The organism is Exiguobacterium sp. s133 (assembly GCF_018618595.1).
GTDB classification, from domain to species: domain Bacteria; phylum Bacillota; class Bacilli; order Exiguobacteriales; family Exiguobacteriaceae; genus Exiguobacterium_A; species Exiguobacterium_A oxidotolerans.
Window position 1 is genome coordinate 103,810 of record NZ_JACSMK010000011.1, and the last position, 15,488, is coordinate 119,297.

Below are 15,488 nucleotides of genomic sequence, written 5' to 3' on the forward strand. Positions count from 1 at the left end.
TGAAATGCTGATCTATATCGCACTCGGAGGCGTTTTCATTTCCATGCTCGGTTTGTTTTACCGCGTCATCAAAGGACCCTCGATTGCTGATCGCGTCATCGCACTTGATTCAATCGGCATCAGTTTAATCTCCATCGTCGGTTTAGTATCCGTTCTCTTACGGACAAGTGACTATTTAGAAGTCATCTTGTTAATCGGTATTTTAGCTTTCATCGGGACTGTCGCCTTCTCGAAATTCATTGAGAAAGGAGAGATCATCGAACGTGATCGCAATAAATGAAATCTTCGTAGTCGCCTTTGCTTTAATTGGAGCCTTTTTCAGCATCGTCGCGGCTCTCGGGCTGATTCGTCTACCCGATATCTATACACGCGCACACGCAGCCTCTAAGAGCGCCACACTCGGCGTCATGAGTATTTTGATCAGCGTCATCATTTTCTTCGTGACAGAAGAAGGACTCTTTTCATCACGAACATTTTTAGGTATTCTGTTCGTTCTGACGACTGCACCGATCGGAAGTCATTTAATCGCCCGTGCTGCCTACTACAGTGATGTTCCCTTATGGAAAGGATCTGTTCAAGATGACCTCTCGAAAAACAAAGAACATGTCATGCCGAAAAAACGCATCAACCGAGATAACTAATTCTTGTTAATTCAACGCAAAAAGGACATCATCCTCCGATTTTTTACGGGAGATGATGTCCTTTTTCGTGAACGTCGTCACGTATTTACGATTGAACGGATGTCGTTTCTGATGCAAATAAAAAGGTTAACTCCTCTTTATTTTCAACGAGTTCTGCTAGTGAGTGTTGTTCGAGTTCTTTAAGAAACGCACGTAAAGCGCGTCCAAGAATCCCTTTTAAATGACAATTCGGCTCAATGATGCATCGGCCTTCTTTAGAAAAACATTTAACGATTTCCATCGGTTCCATCTCACGTACGACTTGTCCGATATTGATATTTGCCGGATCCTTTATCAATCGTAATCCACCTGTCCGTCCACGCGTCGATTCAACGTACCCGAGTTTCGTCAACTGTTGCGTGACTTTCATCAAATGATTCGCTGAAATTCCATAATGGCTCGCGATCATCGGCATCGGCGTAACTTTATCTCGATGAACACCGAGATAAATCAGGACCCGTAATCCATAATCCGTATATTGTGTGATGCGCATCCAACCCGTCCTTTCGCTCAAGCGTCTTAAAAAGTTTTAATTCATCCGAATTCTCTATGCCTAGCGTACCATTTTTTAGATAGAATCTGAAAATCAAATGTCCGATTTAAATTTTTTTCATCCTCACGCGTTTCGGCGAATTAACAGTTTTTCATACAAGCATACGTAAGCACATCGCTCTTGGATCGTTTTTTTATGAACAATAAAAAAATCAGCTATCTCCTTCCATAACGGGAGACAACTGATTTTTCTGGTATTCATTTATTTCTTTTATTCAGGGCGTGCAACACTTCATTAAATCGATCGGCATAGTTTGTGAAGACTCCGGTTACACCGAAGTCAAGCATCCGCTCCATGTCGACTTTTTCGTTGACTGTATAGGGGTGGAGCAATAACCCACGCTCGCGGATCATCGCTGTATTTTCCCGCGTCAATCCTTTAAAGGACGGTCCGAGTCCGACTGCGTACGTCTGTAGCTCGTCGAGTGCCTCAGGCGTCATCGCTTTGACCGTCGCCGCGTCCATCAATTGAACGAGCGGAAGACGTGCATCCAGCTGCTTGACTTTCAACAAACTTTCTTGACTGAATGATTGAATCATAACTTGCCCCGGTTTGACGTGATCACTTGATAGACCATGACGTTGTAACGTTTTCAATAATTTTTCTTCCATTCCCAGGTAGACTTCAGGAGATTTTGTTTCAATATAATAGTTCGCATGTTTGCCATACGTATCAAAAATCTCATCGAGAGTCGGAACTTGCAGTCCCTTATATTCGTCCTTCGCATATTCAGGGTTCGCTGTATTGAACCAGCTTCCTGCATCAAGTCGCTTGATTTCTGCTAACGTCTTATCTTTGACGGCACCTGTTCCGTTTGTCGTCCGGTCGACCGTCTCATCGTGCATCGCAATCAGCTTACCATCCTTCGTCATCTGTAAATCGATTTCGATGTAGTCGGCTTTCAACTTTTTATGACTCAGTTGGTACGCCGTCATCGTATGTTCAGGTGCGTATCCAGAAGCACCGCGGTGGGCGATGTTGACGACTCGATTCTGATCGAGTAACCCGTGTTTCTGTTGATGTGCCGAAGCATCGATGCTCCCGAAATTTGTTGCAACGATTGCTCCTGTAAGTACGGTAACGCCAATCTGTTTCATCATGTTGGATTCCCCCTTAAAAGTAACTTACAGACTGAATCTTACGCTATGACTGTGAAGGAAACATGTAGTTCGGATGAAGAAGCTTTTAGAAACGATGACAAATACGCAACTACTGATGTCATCCTTTTCCCAAGCAAACAAAAAGGCGTCCTCCCTATTTAAAGGAGAACGCCGCACATGTAACGTTGATTACGCTTCAAAAATCAATGATTCTGGATCTTCAAGTAAATCTTTGATGTGTTTCAAGAACGTCACGGCTTCTTTTCCGTCCACGATCCGGTGATCGTATGAAAGTGCGACATACATCATCGGGCGGTTGGCCATCCGTTCTGCATCGATTGCGACAGGGCGCAAGTTAATCGCATGCATTCCGAGAATCGCAACTTGAGGACCATTCAAAATTGGTGTCGACATCAATGAACCGAATGTCCCACCATTCGTGATCGTAAACGTCCCACCCGTTAAGTCAGACAGCCCTAATTTGTTATCGCGTGCCTTAACAGCCAGACTGATGATATCTTTTTCAATCTCACCAAAATTCTTTTTATCCGCGTCACGAACGACCGGCACGACGAGTCCGTCTGGAGCAGACACGGCAATGCCGATATCATAGAATTTCTTAAGGACGATTTCGTCGCCTTGGATTTCAGCATTCAAGTACGGCATTTTTTTCAGTGCTGCGACGGCTGCTTTCGTAAAGAAGGACATGAAACCAAGTTTGACGTCGTTATCTTTGACGAATTTTTCTTGGCGTCGTTTCCGTAATGCCATTACGGCCGACATATCGATTTCGTTGAATGTCGTCAACATCGCTGCCGTCTGTTGCACTTCGACGAGACGGTTGGCAATCGTCTTACGACGACGTGACATTTTAATCCGCTCTTCCGGTTTACCTGGAGCTGCTTGTGCTGGTGCTTTCGGTGCTGGTGTTGCTTGTTTTTCCTGAACAGGTGCTTGCTCACGAGGTGAAACTTCGAACGTCGCGACATCTTGAACACGAATCCGACCGAGTGGGTCTTGCGTCGCTACTTGTGCGAGATCGATTCCTTTTTCCCGTGCCAATTTCCGAGCCGCCGGAGAAGCGATCGGACGATCAGCCGCTGACGTTTTTTCAGTTGCTGCGACTGCGACCGGTTGTTCTTTTTCAGGTTGCTTGGCTTCTTCTTGTTTCGGTTCTGCTTTTGGCGCTTCTGCTTGTTTAGGTGCTTCCGCTTCTCCACCAACCGTGATGACGGCGATTGTTTCCCCGACACGCACTGTATCCCCTTCTGCTGCCATCACTTCTGATAATGTTCCCGCTTCGTCTGACGGTACTTCGATGTTTACTTTGTCCGTTTCCAGCTCAACGATTGCTTCCCCTTTTTCTACGTGATCGCCCGGTTGTTTCAACCATGAAGCGACCGTCCCCTCTGTAATTGATTCGGCAAGTTCTGGTACTTTGATTTCCATCGTTTTTGTCCCCCTATGACTATGGTTCAATCTCTGCTAAATCGCTTTCGTTACGCGTTCGTATTCGATGTTTGTTGTTCGTTCTCCGTCCGTGCTGCTGTCCGAGTCAACGCATCATGAATGATACGCGCTTGTTCGACTTTGTGACCGGTCGGATCTCCTTCAGCTGTACTCGACCGGCGTCTGCGACCGATGTAACGCACTTGGGTGATCCCGTTTGGTGCGACGGACTCAAGACGTGGTTCGATATAAGACCACGCGCCCATGTTTTTCGGTTCTTCTTGGACCCATACGACTTCTGTCACATTCGGATAACGCGCGACTAACTCTTTCAACTGTTTCGCCGGGAACGGATAGATTTCCTCGACGCGGACGATATGCAGCCAGTCATATGACTCGTCCGACTTCGCGAGTGCATCCGCTAAATCAATCGCAACTTTACCCGTTGCGAACACAAGACGTTCGACGCGTTCCGGTGATTGACCTAACCCCTCTTGTTCGACGATTCGCTTGAACGAACCCGACGTCAATTCCGACAAGTCAGATGTCGCAAGCGGATGACGAAGTAAACTTTTCGGCGTCATCACGACGAGCGGACGAACTTCGTCTTTGCCGAGAATAGCGGCTTGACGACGCAACAAGTGGAAGTACTGCGCTGCACTCGTGACGTTTGCGACGGTCCAGTTCTTTTCACCGGACAATGTCAGGAAACGTTCCAAGCGACCACTTGAGTGTTCTGGACCTTGCCCTTCGTACCCGTGTGGCAAGAGCATGACAAGACCTGATGTTTGACCCCACTTCGCGCGACTTGCGGCGATGAATTGGTCAAAGATGACTTGCCCTGAGTTTGCAAAGTCACCGTATTGCGCTTCCCACAAAACAAGTGTCTCTGGCGCAAAGACGTTATATCCATATTCAAACCCGAGTACGCCAGCTTCCGATAACGGACTGTTATAGACGGCGAATGATGCTTGCGCTGATTCTAACTCGTGCATCGGTGAGAACGATTTCCCTGTTTTCACGTCATTCAAGTTAATGTTACGTTGTGCAAACGTTCCCCGTTCAGAATCTTGACCGCTGAGACGGATTGGTGTGCCATCTGACAGGATTGAAGCAAAGGCAAGCGTTTCTGCATGTCCCCAGTCAATTCCCTTGTGCGTCGTTAAAGCATCCGTTCGCCGTTTTAAAACTTTTTCAAGCTTATGGAAGACCGTGAACCCACTCGGCCATGCGAGTAGCTGGTCATTGTAATGAATCAATTTGTCCTTCTCGACCCCCGTCTCAATCGACGGAACCCCTTTGAATACGACATCCGGCATGATGCCCCCGTATTCTTTTTCGACGTTTGGTACTTTTTCGCGCGCCGCTTTCATCACATCACTAATCTCAGCTTCGATCGTTTTGACTTCCTCTTGCGATACTTCCCCGCGTTCGACAAGATCTTTTGCATAAAGGACACGCGCTGTGTCATGGTTATGGATCAACTCATACAGGACCGGGTTCGTATTCATCGGCTCATCCATCTCATTGTGACCAAACCGGCGATATCCGATCAAATCAATCAAGACATCCTTGTTGAACTTCGCACGGTATTCGCTTGCTAAGAGCGCGACTGCTAAACAGCTTTCCGGCTGATCCGCATTGACGTGGAAGATCGGAATCTCATAACCTTTCGCTAAGTCACTCGAATAACGTGTCGACCGTGAATCGGTTGGCTCTGTCGTGAAGCCAATCGTATTGTTGGCGATGATATGAATTGTACCGCCCGTGTTGTACCCCTTCAAGTTCGTCATGTTCAAGGTCTCTGCGACAATTCCTTGACCAGGAAAGGCAGCATCACCATGAATTAAAATCGCGGCTGCTTTATTTTGACTTTGCGTCGGCATCCCCTTGCTGGAGCGATCGTCTTGCGCCGCCCGCGTGAACCCTTCGACGACAGGATCGACGAACTCGAGGTGTGACGGGTTGTTCGCAAGTGTCACGCGGACGTTCGTCGATTGTTGTTCCATTTTGCGATTGAGCCCGAGGTGATACTTAACATCGCCTGTCCAACCATACGTAATTCCGATTGATCCTTCTGACGGGACAAGGTCATGATTTGGCGCGTGCTGGAACTCTGCGAAAATCATTTCGTACGGTTTCCCGAGCACGTGAGCGAGCACGTTCAAGCGTCCACGGTGAGCCATCCCGATATTGATCGTTTCTGAACCGTTCGCAATCAAGTGACCGATAATCGTATCAAGCAATGGAACCATCGCGTCGAGTCCTTCGATTGAAAAACGTTTTTGTCCGACATATGTTTTATGAAGAAACTTCTCGAACAACTCCGTTTCAGCTAGTCGTTTGAAAAGTTGTTTCTTTTGGTCATTCGTCAGTTTCGCCGTCAATGCGCCTTGTTCGACTTTTTGACGTAACCATTTCTTTTCGTCTAAATCATCAACGTGTTGGAGTTCGACTGCCGCCGCTCCCGTGTATTGCGCTTTTAAGTGCTCGATTGCTTCGAATGCGTCCGAAAGACCTGCAGGTGGATCTGGACAAACGAGTGAGACCGGCATCGTCCGTAAATCTGCCTCCGTTAATCCGAACTGCTCTAATTCAAGCAATTCGTTCTCACGCGGATGATCTTTCAACGGATAAATATCTGCCGCAAGGTGACCCTTCGCCCGAATACGTTCTGCGAGACGATGCGCGGCTAAATATTTTTCGAAATCCCCTGTTTCTACGTGCACTGGTGTGACAGTTTCTGTGACCGGAGCACCGTGTGTTTCAAAATAAGCACGCGTCTCTTCGTCAATCGAAGAAGCATCTTCTAAAAATCGTTCGTACATCTCGATGATGTACCCAAGGTTCGGTCCATAAAATGCTTGTTTCTCCTGTTCCCGGCTTGCCATGTACGGTTCCCCCCGTTTCATTCATTTCACCCTTTGAGCTGCTCAACACAGCCCGTTCCCAACTCTCTACCTGTTAGCGCTTTCAAATATAGTGGCATAAAAAATCGACAGTGGCACTTCCTCTATGAATTAAGATGGATGACCACGACTGAAGGCGTTTATACCAAAGTGTTTGCCTTAGTTATTATCTTACTACTTCTTAAGCCTCAGTGCGTTTCGAATTCCCAATTTCTCTGTGCTAAATGTATAAGTTTTTCTTATGATGTCAGCATCAGTGATTTATGATACAAACATTTCTTTCACGGTAGTGTCATTTCTGCACACGAAAAGAAACGCCCATGCCTATCTTTCAGGCACCGGCGTCCTCGTTTACAACACTTTACTTAAAAACGATTGGGTCCGTTCATGTTGCGGAGAATCAAACAGTTCACTCGGAACATTTTCTTCGACGATATAGCCGCCGTCCATAAAGAGTACGCGATCTCCGACCTCACGGGCGAAGCCCATTTCATGTGTCACGACAATCATTGTCATCCCTTCGATTGCCAATTGTTTCATGACTTCAAGGACATCCCCGACCATCTCCGGATCAAGTGCCGATGTCGGTTCGTCGAACAACATGATTTTCGGATTCATCGCGAGTGCACGGGCAATCGCGACCCGTTGTTTCTGTCCGCCTGAAAGTTCTCCAGGATAGTTGTCCGCTTTTTCGCGGAGCCCTACCTTATCAAGTAATGCAAGCGCACGTTCCTTTGCTTGTCCCTTTTCCGTTTTACGGACTTTAATCGGTGCGAGCATAACATTATCTAAAACCGTCTTATGCGGAAAGAGATTAAAGTGCTGAAAGACCATCCCAACTTCTTCTCGGACTTTATTGATGTCGACTTTCGGGTCCGTAATATTGTGCTTATCGATGATGACTGTCCCACCTGTAATGTCTTCCAGACGATTCAGACAACGAAGAAACGTACTTTTCCCAGAACCAGATGGACCAATGACGCAAACTACTTCTTTCTCTTCTACTTCAACGGAGATATCCTTTAGGACTTCATTTTTTCCGAATGACTTTTTTAAGTTATCTACTTGAATGATACTCATCGTAGCGTAAACCTCCGTTCCAAGAATTTCGCTAACATCGACAGCAGATAGATGATGACGAAATACATTAAGCCGACGACGGACCAGACGATGAACGGTTCAAACGTCGTCGCTTGCTGGACTTGTCCTTGTTGCGTCAAATCGGCGATGCCGATAATCGAGAGCAACGAAGTATCCTTTAAACTAATGATCGATTGGTTCGTAATGGTCGGCAACATTCTCCGAAAAGCTTGCGGTAAAATGATTTGGACCATCGTTTGACGGCCCGTCATCCCGAGCGATCGTGCGGCTTCGGTTTGACCTTTGTCAATCGACTGGATGCCGGCCCGGATGATTTCTGCAAAATAGGCCCCTGCATTGATCGCGACCGTCAAAATCCCCGCGTACATCCGGTCCATCGATAACCATTCGAGTGAGTTCAAACCAAAATAAATGAAGAACAGTTGAACGATGAACGGTGTCCCACGGATCACATCGATATAAACGATTGCGATCCCATTTAAAAGTTTTAATGGAGACAAGCGCATCAAGGCAACGATGAGACCAATCAAGAATCCTGCGATGACGGCGATGATAAAGATATATAAGGTAACTTGTAACCCATCTAAGAAAAACGGAAATGCAGCTTTTGCTACTTCCATCAGCAGCTCAACTCCCTCATCATTCACTCAATCGGGTGATTATTTTAAATAACGATCAACGATTTCGTCGTACTCGCCACTGTCTTTTAAATTCGCTAAACCTGTATTGATTTTTTTCATCAAGTCTTCGTTTTCCCCTTTAAGGACGGCAATCCCGTAATTATCACCATTTAAACGATCTCCCACGAGTTTCAGACCAAGGTTTTGTTGTTTGTTGGCATACGAGATGACTGGATAGTCTTCAATCAAGGCTGCTGCATTCCCATTTTTGACTTCCTGGAACATCGCTGGACTATCATTGAATTGTGTAACTTTAATGCCTAGCTTATCCGCGTTATCCGTTGCATACTTTGCCCCCGTCGTCCCTTTTTTAACTGCCACGCGTTCCCCTTTTAAATCATCAACCGACTTGATGTCATCATTGTTGTCTTTGACGACAAGAATCAGTCCGGCTTCAAAGTACGGGTCAGAGAAGGTAACGACTTTTTCACGTTCCGGTGTGATACTCATCCCGGCAATCGCGATGTCGAGTTGATCCGCCTGCAGAGCAGGAATGATTCCGCTAAAGTCCATCGCTTCAAATTCAATCTTGAAGTTTTGGTCGTCTGCAATCGCTTGAATCAAATCGATATCGATTCCTTTGTACGTATCCCCGTCCTTGTACTCGAATGGTGGATAGGTGACGTCGATCCCGACTTTGTACGTTTTGTCCTCTGACGATGAATCATCATTTGAACCGATGCTACACGCACTTAATACGAACAGACATCCCATCAATAAAAATAAGATAGAAAAACGTTTATTCATCCTTTTTACCCCCTTCTTTTGAAGGCACGGCCCTCTATTAGGATATTTTCCTTAATAATGGTCCCTTTGAAACATGTTTTGGTAAAAAAACTGAATTATCTGAAAGAAAACTAAAAAAGTCGCGATTTTCGATCTAATCGCTTTCTAGTGGAAAGCAAACAGGAGCGACCCTGCAGCTTCGCTGTAGCGGCGCGATGTTTGCCACAGGAAGACGCTTAGGAAGGAAAGAGAGAACAAAAAAAGATAGAAAATCACATGCAAGTGACCTTCCATCTAGTTTGTCTACAGTCTGTGACCTACTAACAGGTCTTCAACTTATGGAAATGCCGCCGAGAGGACTTGAACCTCCACAGTGTTGCCACCACTAGATTCTGAGTCTAGCGCGTCTACCGATTCCGCCACGACGACATAGCTTATATGATTGTAGAATACGAAATGGACTGATTTTTGTCAATCCATTCCTTCCACTTCATACACTTTCATTTGTCATGCTGACATTACGCGCCGAACGAACGCCTCGACGACTTCATCGTATCGATCGGGTGCCTCAAAATAAGCCATTGCATGTGCCGCATTCGGAATGACGACGAGTTCCTTCTTCGTTTGGCAAGCATCATACAGTTCATAGACCATCGATGTCGGAACGAACGTATCTGCATCCCCATGAATGAATAAGATCGGTACCGCCGCCTTTTTGACTTGTTTTAATGCGGAAGCTTCACTGAAGAAGTAACCAGCCTTTAATTTCGTCAATAAACTCGTCATCGCAAGGAACGGAAAGTGCGGCAAACGATACATCCGTTTCATCTGATAGGCGAGGACTGCGTTGACTGATGTATAAGCACAGTCGGAGATAATGCCTTTGACTTGAGCAGGTAATGTTTCTCCACTCGTCATCAAAACCGTCGCGCCCCCCATCGATACACCATGTAAAAAGATGGAAGAATCCGTACCAACACATCCGATTAAATAGTCGATCCAGCGCAGACAGTCTTGCCGGTCATGCCACCCGAAACCGATGTAATTTCCGTCACTTTTTCCGTGACCACGATTGTCCGGCATCAACACATGAAAACCCGCTTGATGATACAGATAGGCGAATCCTGCTAAGTCTGTTCCGACACCACCGTAACCATGTACGAGAATGACGACTCGATCGGACGCAACGAGTGGCGGTAAGTAATGTGCGCGAAGCGTCAATCCATCATCTGCTTGCGTCGCGACGAGTTCTAACGGTTGTTCCTTAATCCATGTCTGACCCGGTTGCATCAATCGGACCATCTCGTCACTTAAATCACGGTTGTTCGTCAAGAAGGGTTTCGGATTCGTTGCGATCGCCATTTCGTAAAAGTAATAGCTTGCTGCAAGCATCCCTGAACCAATCACGCCTAAACCAATTTTTGTACCTGTTCGCATCCGGTCCTCACTCCTTGTTGTTATAGTTCGATTTCTAGTTGAGCTGACGACTCTGGATGATCATCTTGTAATATGTGCTGGCGCAACCGTTGTTCATGCTGCGCCTTCCGGTAAGCGAATTCGCGAATGAGCTCTTGCCCCGCAAATCCTTCTTCAACGATTTGCGATAATAATTCGGTCTCCATCTCGACCATCTCGTCTGGATTGCGCATGACGAGGACTTGTCCGACTTGCGCAATCATTACTTCATCCGTCAGTCCGAGTGCATCATAAAAAGGTTCTGGTAACGTCATCCGGCGTGTTTCCGGATTGATATAGATTCGCTTATATGCACCAAGCGATTGAAAATGTCGTGTCGCCATATGAAATCTCCTTAGTTGAATGTCATATCAAGCCGTGAATCTTTTCCTTGAAGCGTCACTGTTGCCGTCGCACCATTGACGAGTGTCAATTGGGGCGGCTGATGACCGATGTCGAAATCATAAAAAATCGGCAGTCCTGTCTCTGTTGCAATCATTTGGTAGACATCCAGTAATGCATAGTCTTCGATTGCCTGCCCTGCGCTTGTTCGACCAAACAAAATACCAGTTGCGTTATCAAACCAGCCGGCAAGATGCATCTGCATCAAGGAACGGTGAAGATCAGTCGCGCTGGCTTCACAGGCTTCGAAGTACCAAAGAATCGGTTCACCCTCGAGTTGTTGTTCTTGAAATGCACGGACATCGCCATAAGGCGTACCGATTAAATGACGGACGGTTTCGAGGCATCCTCCGAGAAGTCGACCCGTTACCTGAGTGATGGATGGATTCAGGGTTTTCCATTCCGTCGGTTGATCGAAATGGAACATAAAGCGCTCAGGGCGGACGTCGTGATTCCAGGCTGTTTGAAACCTTGTCGACATCCATTGGGTCACGGAACCATCACGCGGTGTTGCAAGCACGCGACGCCAAGCAGCTGTCGTCTCGTCCCATTCTTCACTTCTCAACTCAAGCACGTTCGGACCATGTGCTGTCGCAATCCCCGTTTTTACGGTAATTGCGAACAAGACCGTACTCGTATCTGAATATCCGAGTAACCATTTCACCGGCAGTTCATAAAAGTCTAGATGCGGTAATACATCCAAGGCGCGTTCGCCACCAAACGGCGGCAGGATCGCATCGATATCTGGGTTTTGGAACATCTGCATCAATTCAGATGCCCGAACCGCTGCTGTTGTACTCTGTGCTTTCTTTTGTGTCCAAACCGTATCACCAATCATCGTCTCCATCTGCCGGTCCTCTAAACGTAACTTGGATTCTTCGAGTAAAGGATGGAGCGCATCAGGTAAGCCGGAAGATAATGCTGTTATACCAATCGTTTGCCCTGTCCAGCCGAAAAATGGATACCTCATCTTCTTCCTCCTTCAGTTAAAGATTAACGATTAATTTTCCAAATCGATGATTTCTGTTTTTACAAATTCACTAATCTGCTCCACGCGTTGACGGAATCGTTCGATTGGGACGATTCGTGCCTCGCGGTGCATCTCTTTTCCGTCTAAAAACAAAAGTAAGACAGGGGCGGTGAAAATGGATAACGCTCCTGCAATTTCGGGAACGTCCGATACATCGACACGCGCCGATCGAATTTCCGGGTGTTCCAACATGATGGGTTCGATTTGTGGGAACAAGGATTCACAAACGGAACAATTCGGGCTTGAGACGTATAAAAAACTAGCGTTCGGACCCGAATACCAGGACTGCACGGCATCAATGGACGTCAATCGTGTAAACTCAACCATCAACAAGACCTCCTTTTAAAAAATGTTGCTTTTATTATACCGCTCTTCGCATAGAGAAACCAAATTTCGTGCTAGCGTTCCCCTCACACAGCAAATGAAAAAACATCTGAAACTGCCTCGGTGACATCTCTCACGCGAAGCAGTTTCAGATGTTTTAAAGGGGGTCATCTAGTGTCAGTCTGAAGTGTAGCGTACTCTTCATCCGTAAAGGCACGGGATCGGGTCAGAAAACGTTTCCCTTCGACCCCTTCAAGCGAAAACATGCCACCGCGCCCATCGACAACATCGATGAGGAGTTGCGTGTGTTTCCAATACGTATACTGATCTTCATGAATATAAAATGGACAGCCGCCAATTATCCCAATCAATAAATCGTGATCTGCGAGAAATAAATCCCCTTCCGCAAAGCACATCGGTGAACTGCCATCACAACACCCCCCGGATTGATGAAAGATGAGGGGTCCATGCTTTGCTCGTAACTTGTCAATCAACTCGAGCGTCGCCGCTGTAGCAAGGACACGTTCGACCATACGGACACTTCCTTTCTTCGCTTAGAAGAAACCGAGTTTGTTCGGGCTATAGCTGACGAGAAGGTTTTTCGTCCGCTGGTAATGATTGAGCATCATTTTATGATTTTCTCGACCAATCCCGGACATCTTGTAACCGCCGAATGCCGCATGGGCAGGGTACTGATGGTAACAATTCGTCCAGACACGTCCTGCTTCAATCGCCCGTCCGAAGCGATAGGCACGGTTCATGTCGCGCGTCCATACACCGGCACCGAGACCATATAACGTATCGTTCGCAATCTCAAGCGCTTCGTCATCCGTTTTGAACGTCGTGACGGACAGAACCGGTCCAAAAATTTCTTCTTGGAAAATCCGCATCTTGTTGTGCCCTTTAAAGATCGTCGGCTGGATGTAGAAACCGTAAGCAAGATCGCCGTCCATCTGATTGCGTTCTCCACCAATCAGGCATTCTGCGCCTTCTGATTTACCGATTTCTAGATAAGATAGAATTTTTTCCATTTGTTCATTCGATGCTTGTGCACCCATCATGACGTCGCCGTCAAGTGGATTTCCGAGTTTGATTGCTTTGACGCGTTCAAGTACCCGCTCCATGAACGGTTCATAAATCGACTCCTGAATCAACGCCCGCGATGGACAGGTACAGACTTCCCCTTGATTCAAGGCAAACATTAGTAACCCTTCGATTGCTTTATCGAAAAAGGCGTCATCGGCGTCCATAATATCTTCAAAGAAGATGTTCGGAGATTTTCCACCTAATTCAAGTGTAACGGGAATAATGTTTTGTGACGCATACTGCATGATTAAGCGACCTGTCGTCGTTTCACCCGTGAAGGCGATTTTCGCAATCCGTTTGCTCGACGCAAGTGGTTTCCCTGCCTCTAAACCAAACCCGTTGACGATATTTAAGACGCCTGCCGGGAGCAAGTCTTCAATCATTTCAGTCAAGAGTAAAATACTTGCCGGTGTCTGTTCTGCCGGTTTTAAGACGACACAGTTTCCGGCAGCTAATGCCGGTGCTAGTTTCCAGACGGCCATCAGAATCGGGAAGTTCCACGGAATGATTTGACCGACGACGCCGAGCGGCTCATGAAAATGATAGGCGACGGTATCGTTATCAAGTTCCCCGACAGATCCTTCTTGCGCCCGGATGACACCGGCGAAATAACGGAAATGATCAATCGCCAGTGGTAAATCTGCGTTTAACGTCTCGCGGACGGCTTTCCCGTTTTCTAGCGTCTCGGCGTAGGCTAAAAGTTCTAAATTTTCTTCCATCCGATTGGCGATTTTATTTAAGATGTTCGACCGTTCCGCGACCGATGTTCTTCCCCACGCCTCTTTGGCTGCGTGTGCGGCATCGAGTGCTAATTCGATATCTTCTTTTGTCGAACGCGCGACTTGGCATAATACCTTCCCGGTGACCGGTGTGATGTCATCAAAATATTCTCCATTGACGGGTGCCGTCCATTTCCCGTTGATGAAATTTTCATAACGATCTCTGTACTGTACTTTTGACCCTTGTGTGTTTGGAATCTCGTAAATCATGACTGTTTTCCTCCCTCAAATAAAATGGTCAACCCGAGAAGTTTTTGTATGCGCTTTCATTTTGGTCCCCCGTAAAAAAACCCCTCATGTACATACTAACAAATAAGTATGAAAAGTCAAAATTTTCCGTTAACTTTTTTGATTGAAAAATGCAAGACAGGAAACGATTATCGCCCCCTGTCTTGCATCTCTTAATCAACCTCTTATGAACGCGTCGTGTCGATGCCATCTTCATTATCTGACGGCGAGTCTGAGTTTCCGAAGTCACTGACTTTACTAAAGCCATCCGTATCTCCATCAATATCTTTTCCCGTCGCTGTAACAGATGGATCGAGTACATCCTCTTCGACCGGTCGTTGTTGCTCATTCAAGCTATTTTTTTCAGCTTCTTCTTTCGCATCATCAATGCATAAGAGTGTTTCAGGAATGATATCGAGACGCTCTAGCTCGATTTCTTTTCCACATACCTTACAGATTCCGTACGTGCCTTCTTCGATTGCTTTTAGGGCAAGATCGACGTCAGATAACATGTCTGTTTCTAAATCCGTGATCGCTTGATCCCGTTCCCGTAAAAATAATTCGTCACCTGAATCTCCAGGATGATTATCATAACTTGAAAGTGCGCCTTCGTCGTAATCTGTTTCACGGTTCTCGATGTTCGATTCCGTTTTATCTTTTTCCTTAAGTAGACGTTCTTTGAATTCCTCGATTTGTTTCGCTGACAACATGTTCATCATCTCCAATTCTCTATTCTGCTCTAATTATGTTTTAGCCGAATCAGAGGTATCTTAAACGTTTAGTTGCCGTTTATCAAAATCAGGCGAGAATACTCCCACCTCTAAGCGTCTCAGGGCGAAGCCCAGCGCAGGTAGGAGATGAATCGCCTTCGAGCAAGACGTGTCTTGAGACACGTCACAGCGTGTAGACAAACTAGATGGAAGGTCACTTGAATGTGATCTCCCATCTTTTTTTGCTCTCTCTTTCCTCCCTAATCGTCTTCCTGT

Annotated in this window: 16 protein-coding genes and 1 tRNA gene; 2 read left to right on the top strand and 15 right to left on the bottom strand. The window is 46.4% G+C overall.

Translation table 11 applies throughout. The annotated features are described in order from the left end of the window. Window positions 1-4: 4 nt before the first annotated feature. Together KNP96_RS13700 and mnhG are read left to right on the top strand one after the other, a co-directional pair. The gene (locus KNP96_RS13700; protein WP_369834785.1) at window positions 5-280 is read left to right on the top strand and encodes a Na(+)/H(+) antiporter subunit F1; all 276 of its coding nucleotides are present in this window, start codon (window positions 5-7) and stop codon (window positions 278-280) included. Then, window positions 264-641: a monovalent cation/H(+) antiporter subunit G gene (gene mnhG, locus KNP96_RS13705; protein ID WP_088837244.1), complete on the top strand. Its 378-nt coding sequence runs from the start codon at window positions 264-266 to the stop codon at window positions 639-641. The genes KNP96_RS13700 and mnhG overlap by 17 nt, the downstream gene beginning before the upstream one ends. Window positions 642-726: 85 nt before the next feature. Here mnhG and KNP96_RS13710 read toward each other — a convergent pair whose 3' ends face one another. The 15 genes from KNP96_RS13710 to KNP96_RS13780 form a co-directional block, all read right to left on the bottom strand. Further along, complete coding sequence (locus KNP96_RS13710; protein ID WP_214771151.1) at window positions 727-1,173, bottom strand: Rrf2 family transcriptional regulator; 447 nt, start codon at window positions 1,171-1,173, stop codon at window positions 727-729. Window positions 1,174-1,430: 257 nt separating this feature from the next. Next, window positions 1,431-2,333 (bottom strand): glycerophosphodiester phosphodiesterase, encoded by a 903-nt coding sequence (locus KNP96_RS13715; RefSeq protein WP_483297870.1) that lies wholly within the window; start codon window positions 2,331-2,333, stop codon window positions 1,431-1,433. Window positions 2,334-2,522: 189 nt separating this feature from the next. Next, on the bottom strand, window positions 2,523-3,782 hold the full coding sequence (gene odhB / locus KNP96_RS13720) for a 2-oxoglutarate dehydrogenase complex dihydrolipoyllysine-residue succinyltransferase (protein ID WP_214771154.1): 1,260 nt from the start codon (window positions 3,780-3,782) through the stop codon (window positions 2,523-2,525). A gap of 50 nt (window positions 3,783-3,832) precedes the next feature. Beyond that, on the bottom strand, window positions 3,833-6,694 hold the full coding sequence (locus KNP96_RS13725) for a 2-oxoglutarate dehydrogenase E1 component (protein ID WP_214771156.1): 2,862 nt from the start codon (window positions 6,692-6,694) through the stop codon (window positions 3,833-3,835). Window positions 6,695-7,042: 348 nt separating this feature from the next. Further along, window positions 7,043-7,771 (bottom strand): amino acid ABC transporter ATP-binding protein, encoded by a 729-nt coding sequence (locus KNP96_RS13730; protein WP_029330448.1) that lies wholly within the window; start codon window positions 7,769-7,771, stop codon window positions 7,043-7,045. Further along, entirely contained in the window at window positions 7,768-8,412 is a 645-nt protein-coding gene (locus KNP96_RS13735) for an amino acid ABC transporter permease (protein ID WP_088837249.1), read from the bottom strand. The genes KNP96_RS13730 and KNP96_RS13735 overlap by 4 nt, the downstream gene beginning before the upstream one ends. Window positions 8,413-8,451: 39 nt before the next feature. Beyond that, window positions 8,452-9,219, bottom strand: coding sequence for a transporter substrate-binding domain-containing protein (locus KNP96_RS13740; protein ID WP_088837250.1), 768 nt, complete (start codon window positions 9,217-9,219; stop codon window positions 8,452-8,454). A 324-nt stretch (window positions 9,220-9,543) separates the two neighbouring features. Beyond that, a tRNA-Leu gene (locus KNP96_RS13745) sits at window positions 9,544-9,627 on the bottom strand. A gap of 78 nt (window positions 9,628-9,705) precedes the next feature. After that, on the bottom strand, window positions 9,706-10,635 hold the full coding sequence (locus tag KNP96_RS13750) for an alpha/beta hydrolase (RefSeq protein WP_214771158.1): 930 nt from the start codon (window positions 10,633-10,635) through the stop codon (window positions 9,706-9,708). A 20-nt stretch (window positions 10,636-10,655) separates the two neighbouring features. After that, window positions 10,656-10,997 carry a hypothetical protein gene (locus tag KNP96_RS13755; protein WP_088837252.1) on the bottom strand — a complete coding sequence of 114 codons (342 nt, stop codon included), beginning with the start codon at window positions 10,995-10,997 and terminating at the stop codon, window positions 10,656-10,658. 11 nt (window positions 10,998-11,008) lie between these two features. Continuing rightward, window positions 11,009-12,025 (bottom strand): S66 family peptidase, encoded by a 1,017-nt coding sequence (locus KNP96_RS13760; RefSeq protein WP_088837253.1) that lies wholly within the window; start codon window positions 12,023-12,025, stop codon window positions 11,009-11,011. A gap of 30 nt (window positions 12,026-12,055) precedes the next feature. After that, window positions 12,056-12,412 carry a thioredoxin family protein gene (locus tag KNP96_RS13765; RefSeq protein ID WP_214771160.1) on the bottom strand — a complete coding sequence of 119 codons (357 nt, stop codon included), beginning with the start codon at window positions 12,410-12,412 and terminating at the stop codon, window positions 12,056-12,058. Between the two features lie 164 nt (window positions 12,413-12,576). Next, window positions 12,577-12,942 carry a DUF779 domain-containing protein gene (locus KNP96_RS13770; protein ID WP_214771162.1) on the bottom strand — a complete coding sequence of 122 codons (366 nt, stop codon included), beginning with the start codon at window positions 12,940-12,942 and terminating at the stop codon, window positions 12,577-12,579. A gap of 21 nt (window positions 12,943-12,963) precedes the next feature. Next, window positions 12,964-14,484 (bottom strand): aldehyde dehydrogenase, encoded by a 1,521-nt coding sequence (adh, locus tag KNP96_RS13775; RefSeq protein WP_214771165.1) that lies wholly within the window; start codon window positions 14,482-14,484, stop codon window positions 12,964-12,966. A gap of 203 nt (window positions 14,485-14,687) precedes the next feature. Beyond that, window positions 14,688-15,212 carry a TraR/DksA C4-type zinc finger protein gene (locus tag KNP96_RS13780; protein WP_029330472.1) on the bottom strand — a complete coding sequence of 175 codons (525 nt, stop codon included), beginning with the start codon at window positions 15,210-15,212 and terminating at the stop codon, window positions 14,688-14,690. Between the last annotated feature and the right edge of the window lie 276 nt (window positions 15,213-15,488).

Excerpts from the sequence above, each read along its gene's own strand:
- KNP96_RS13735 (WP_088837249.1), bottom strand. The coding sequence starts at position 8,412 with ATGGAAGTAGCAAAAGCTGCATTTCCGTTTTTCTTAGATGGGTTACAA.
- KNP96_RS13765 (WP_214771160.1), bottom strand. The coding sequence starts at position 12,412 with ATGGTTGAGTTTACACGATTGACGTCCATTGATGCCGTGCAGTCCTGG.
- KNP96_RS13715 (WP_483297870.1), bottom strand. The coding sequence starts at position 2,333 with ATGATGAAACAGATTGGCGTTACCGTACTTACAGGAGCAATCGTTGCA.
- KNP96_RS13750 (WP_214771158.1), bottom strand. The coding sequence starts at position 10,635 with ATGCGAACAGGTACAAAAATTGGTTTAGGCGTGATTGGTTCAGGGATG.
- KNP96_RS13760 (WP_088837253.1), bottom strand. The coding sequence starts at position 12,025 with ATGAGGTATCCATTTTTCGGCTGGACAGGGCAAACGATTGGTATAACA.
- KNP96_RS13730 (WP_029330448.1), bottom strand. The coding sequence starts at position 7,771 with ATGAGTATCATTCAAGTAGATAACTTAAAAAAGTCATTCGGAAAAAAT.
- odhB (WP_214771154.1), bottom strand. The coding sequence starts at position 3,782 with ATGGAAATCAAAGTACCAGAACTTGCCGAATCAATTACAGAGGGGACG.
- KNP96_RS13770 (WP_214771162.1), bottom strand. The coding sequence starts at position 12,942 with ATGGTCGAACGTGTCCTTGCTACAGCGGCGACGCTCGAGTTGATTGAC.
- adh (WP_214771165.1), bottom strand. The coding sequence starts at position 14,484 with ATGATTTACGAGATTCCAAACACACAAGGGTCAAAAGTACAGTACAGA.
- KNP96_RS13700 (WP_369834785.1), top strand. The coding sequence starts at position 5 with ATGCTGATCTATATCGCACTCGGAGGCGTTTTCATTTCCATGCTCGGT.
- KNP96_RS13755 (WP_088837252.1), bottom strand. The coding sequence starts at position 10,997 with ATGGCGACACGACATTTTCAATCGCTTGGTGCATATAAGCGAATCTAT.
- KNP96_RS13725 (WP_214771156.1), bottom strand. The coding sequence starts at position 6,694 with ATGAAACGGGGGGAACCGTACATGGCAAGCCGGGAACAGGAGAAACAA.
- KNP96_RS13740 (WP_088837250.1), bottom strand. The coding sequence starts at position 9,219 with ATGAATAAACGTTTTTCTATCTTATTTTTATTGATGGGATGTCTGTTC.
- KNP96_RS13710 (WP_214771151.1), bottom strand. The coding sequence starts at position 1,173 with ATGCGCATCACACAATATACGGATTATGGATTACGGGTCCTGATTTAT.
- KNP96_RS13780 (WP_029330472.1), bottom strand. The coding sequence starts at position 15,212 with ATGTTGTCAGCGAAACAAATCGAGGAATTCAAAGAACGTCTACTTAAG.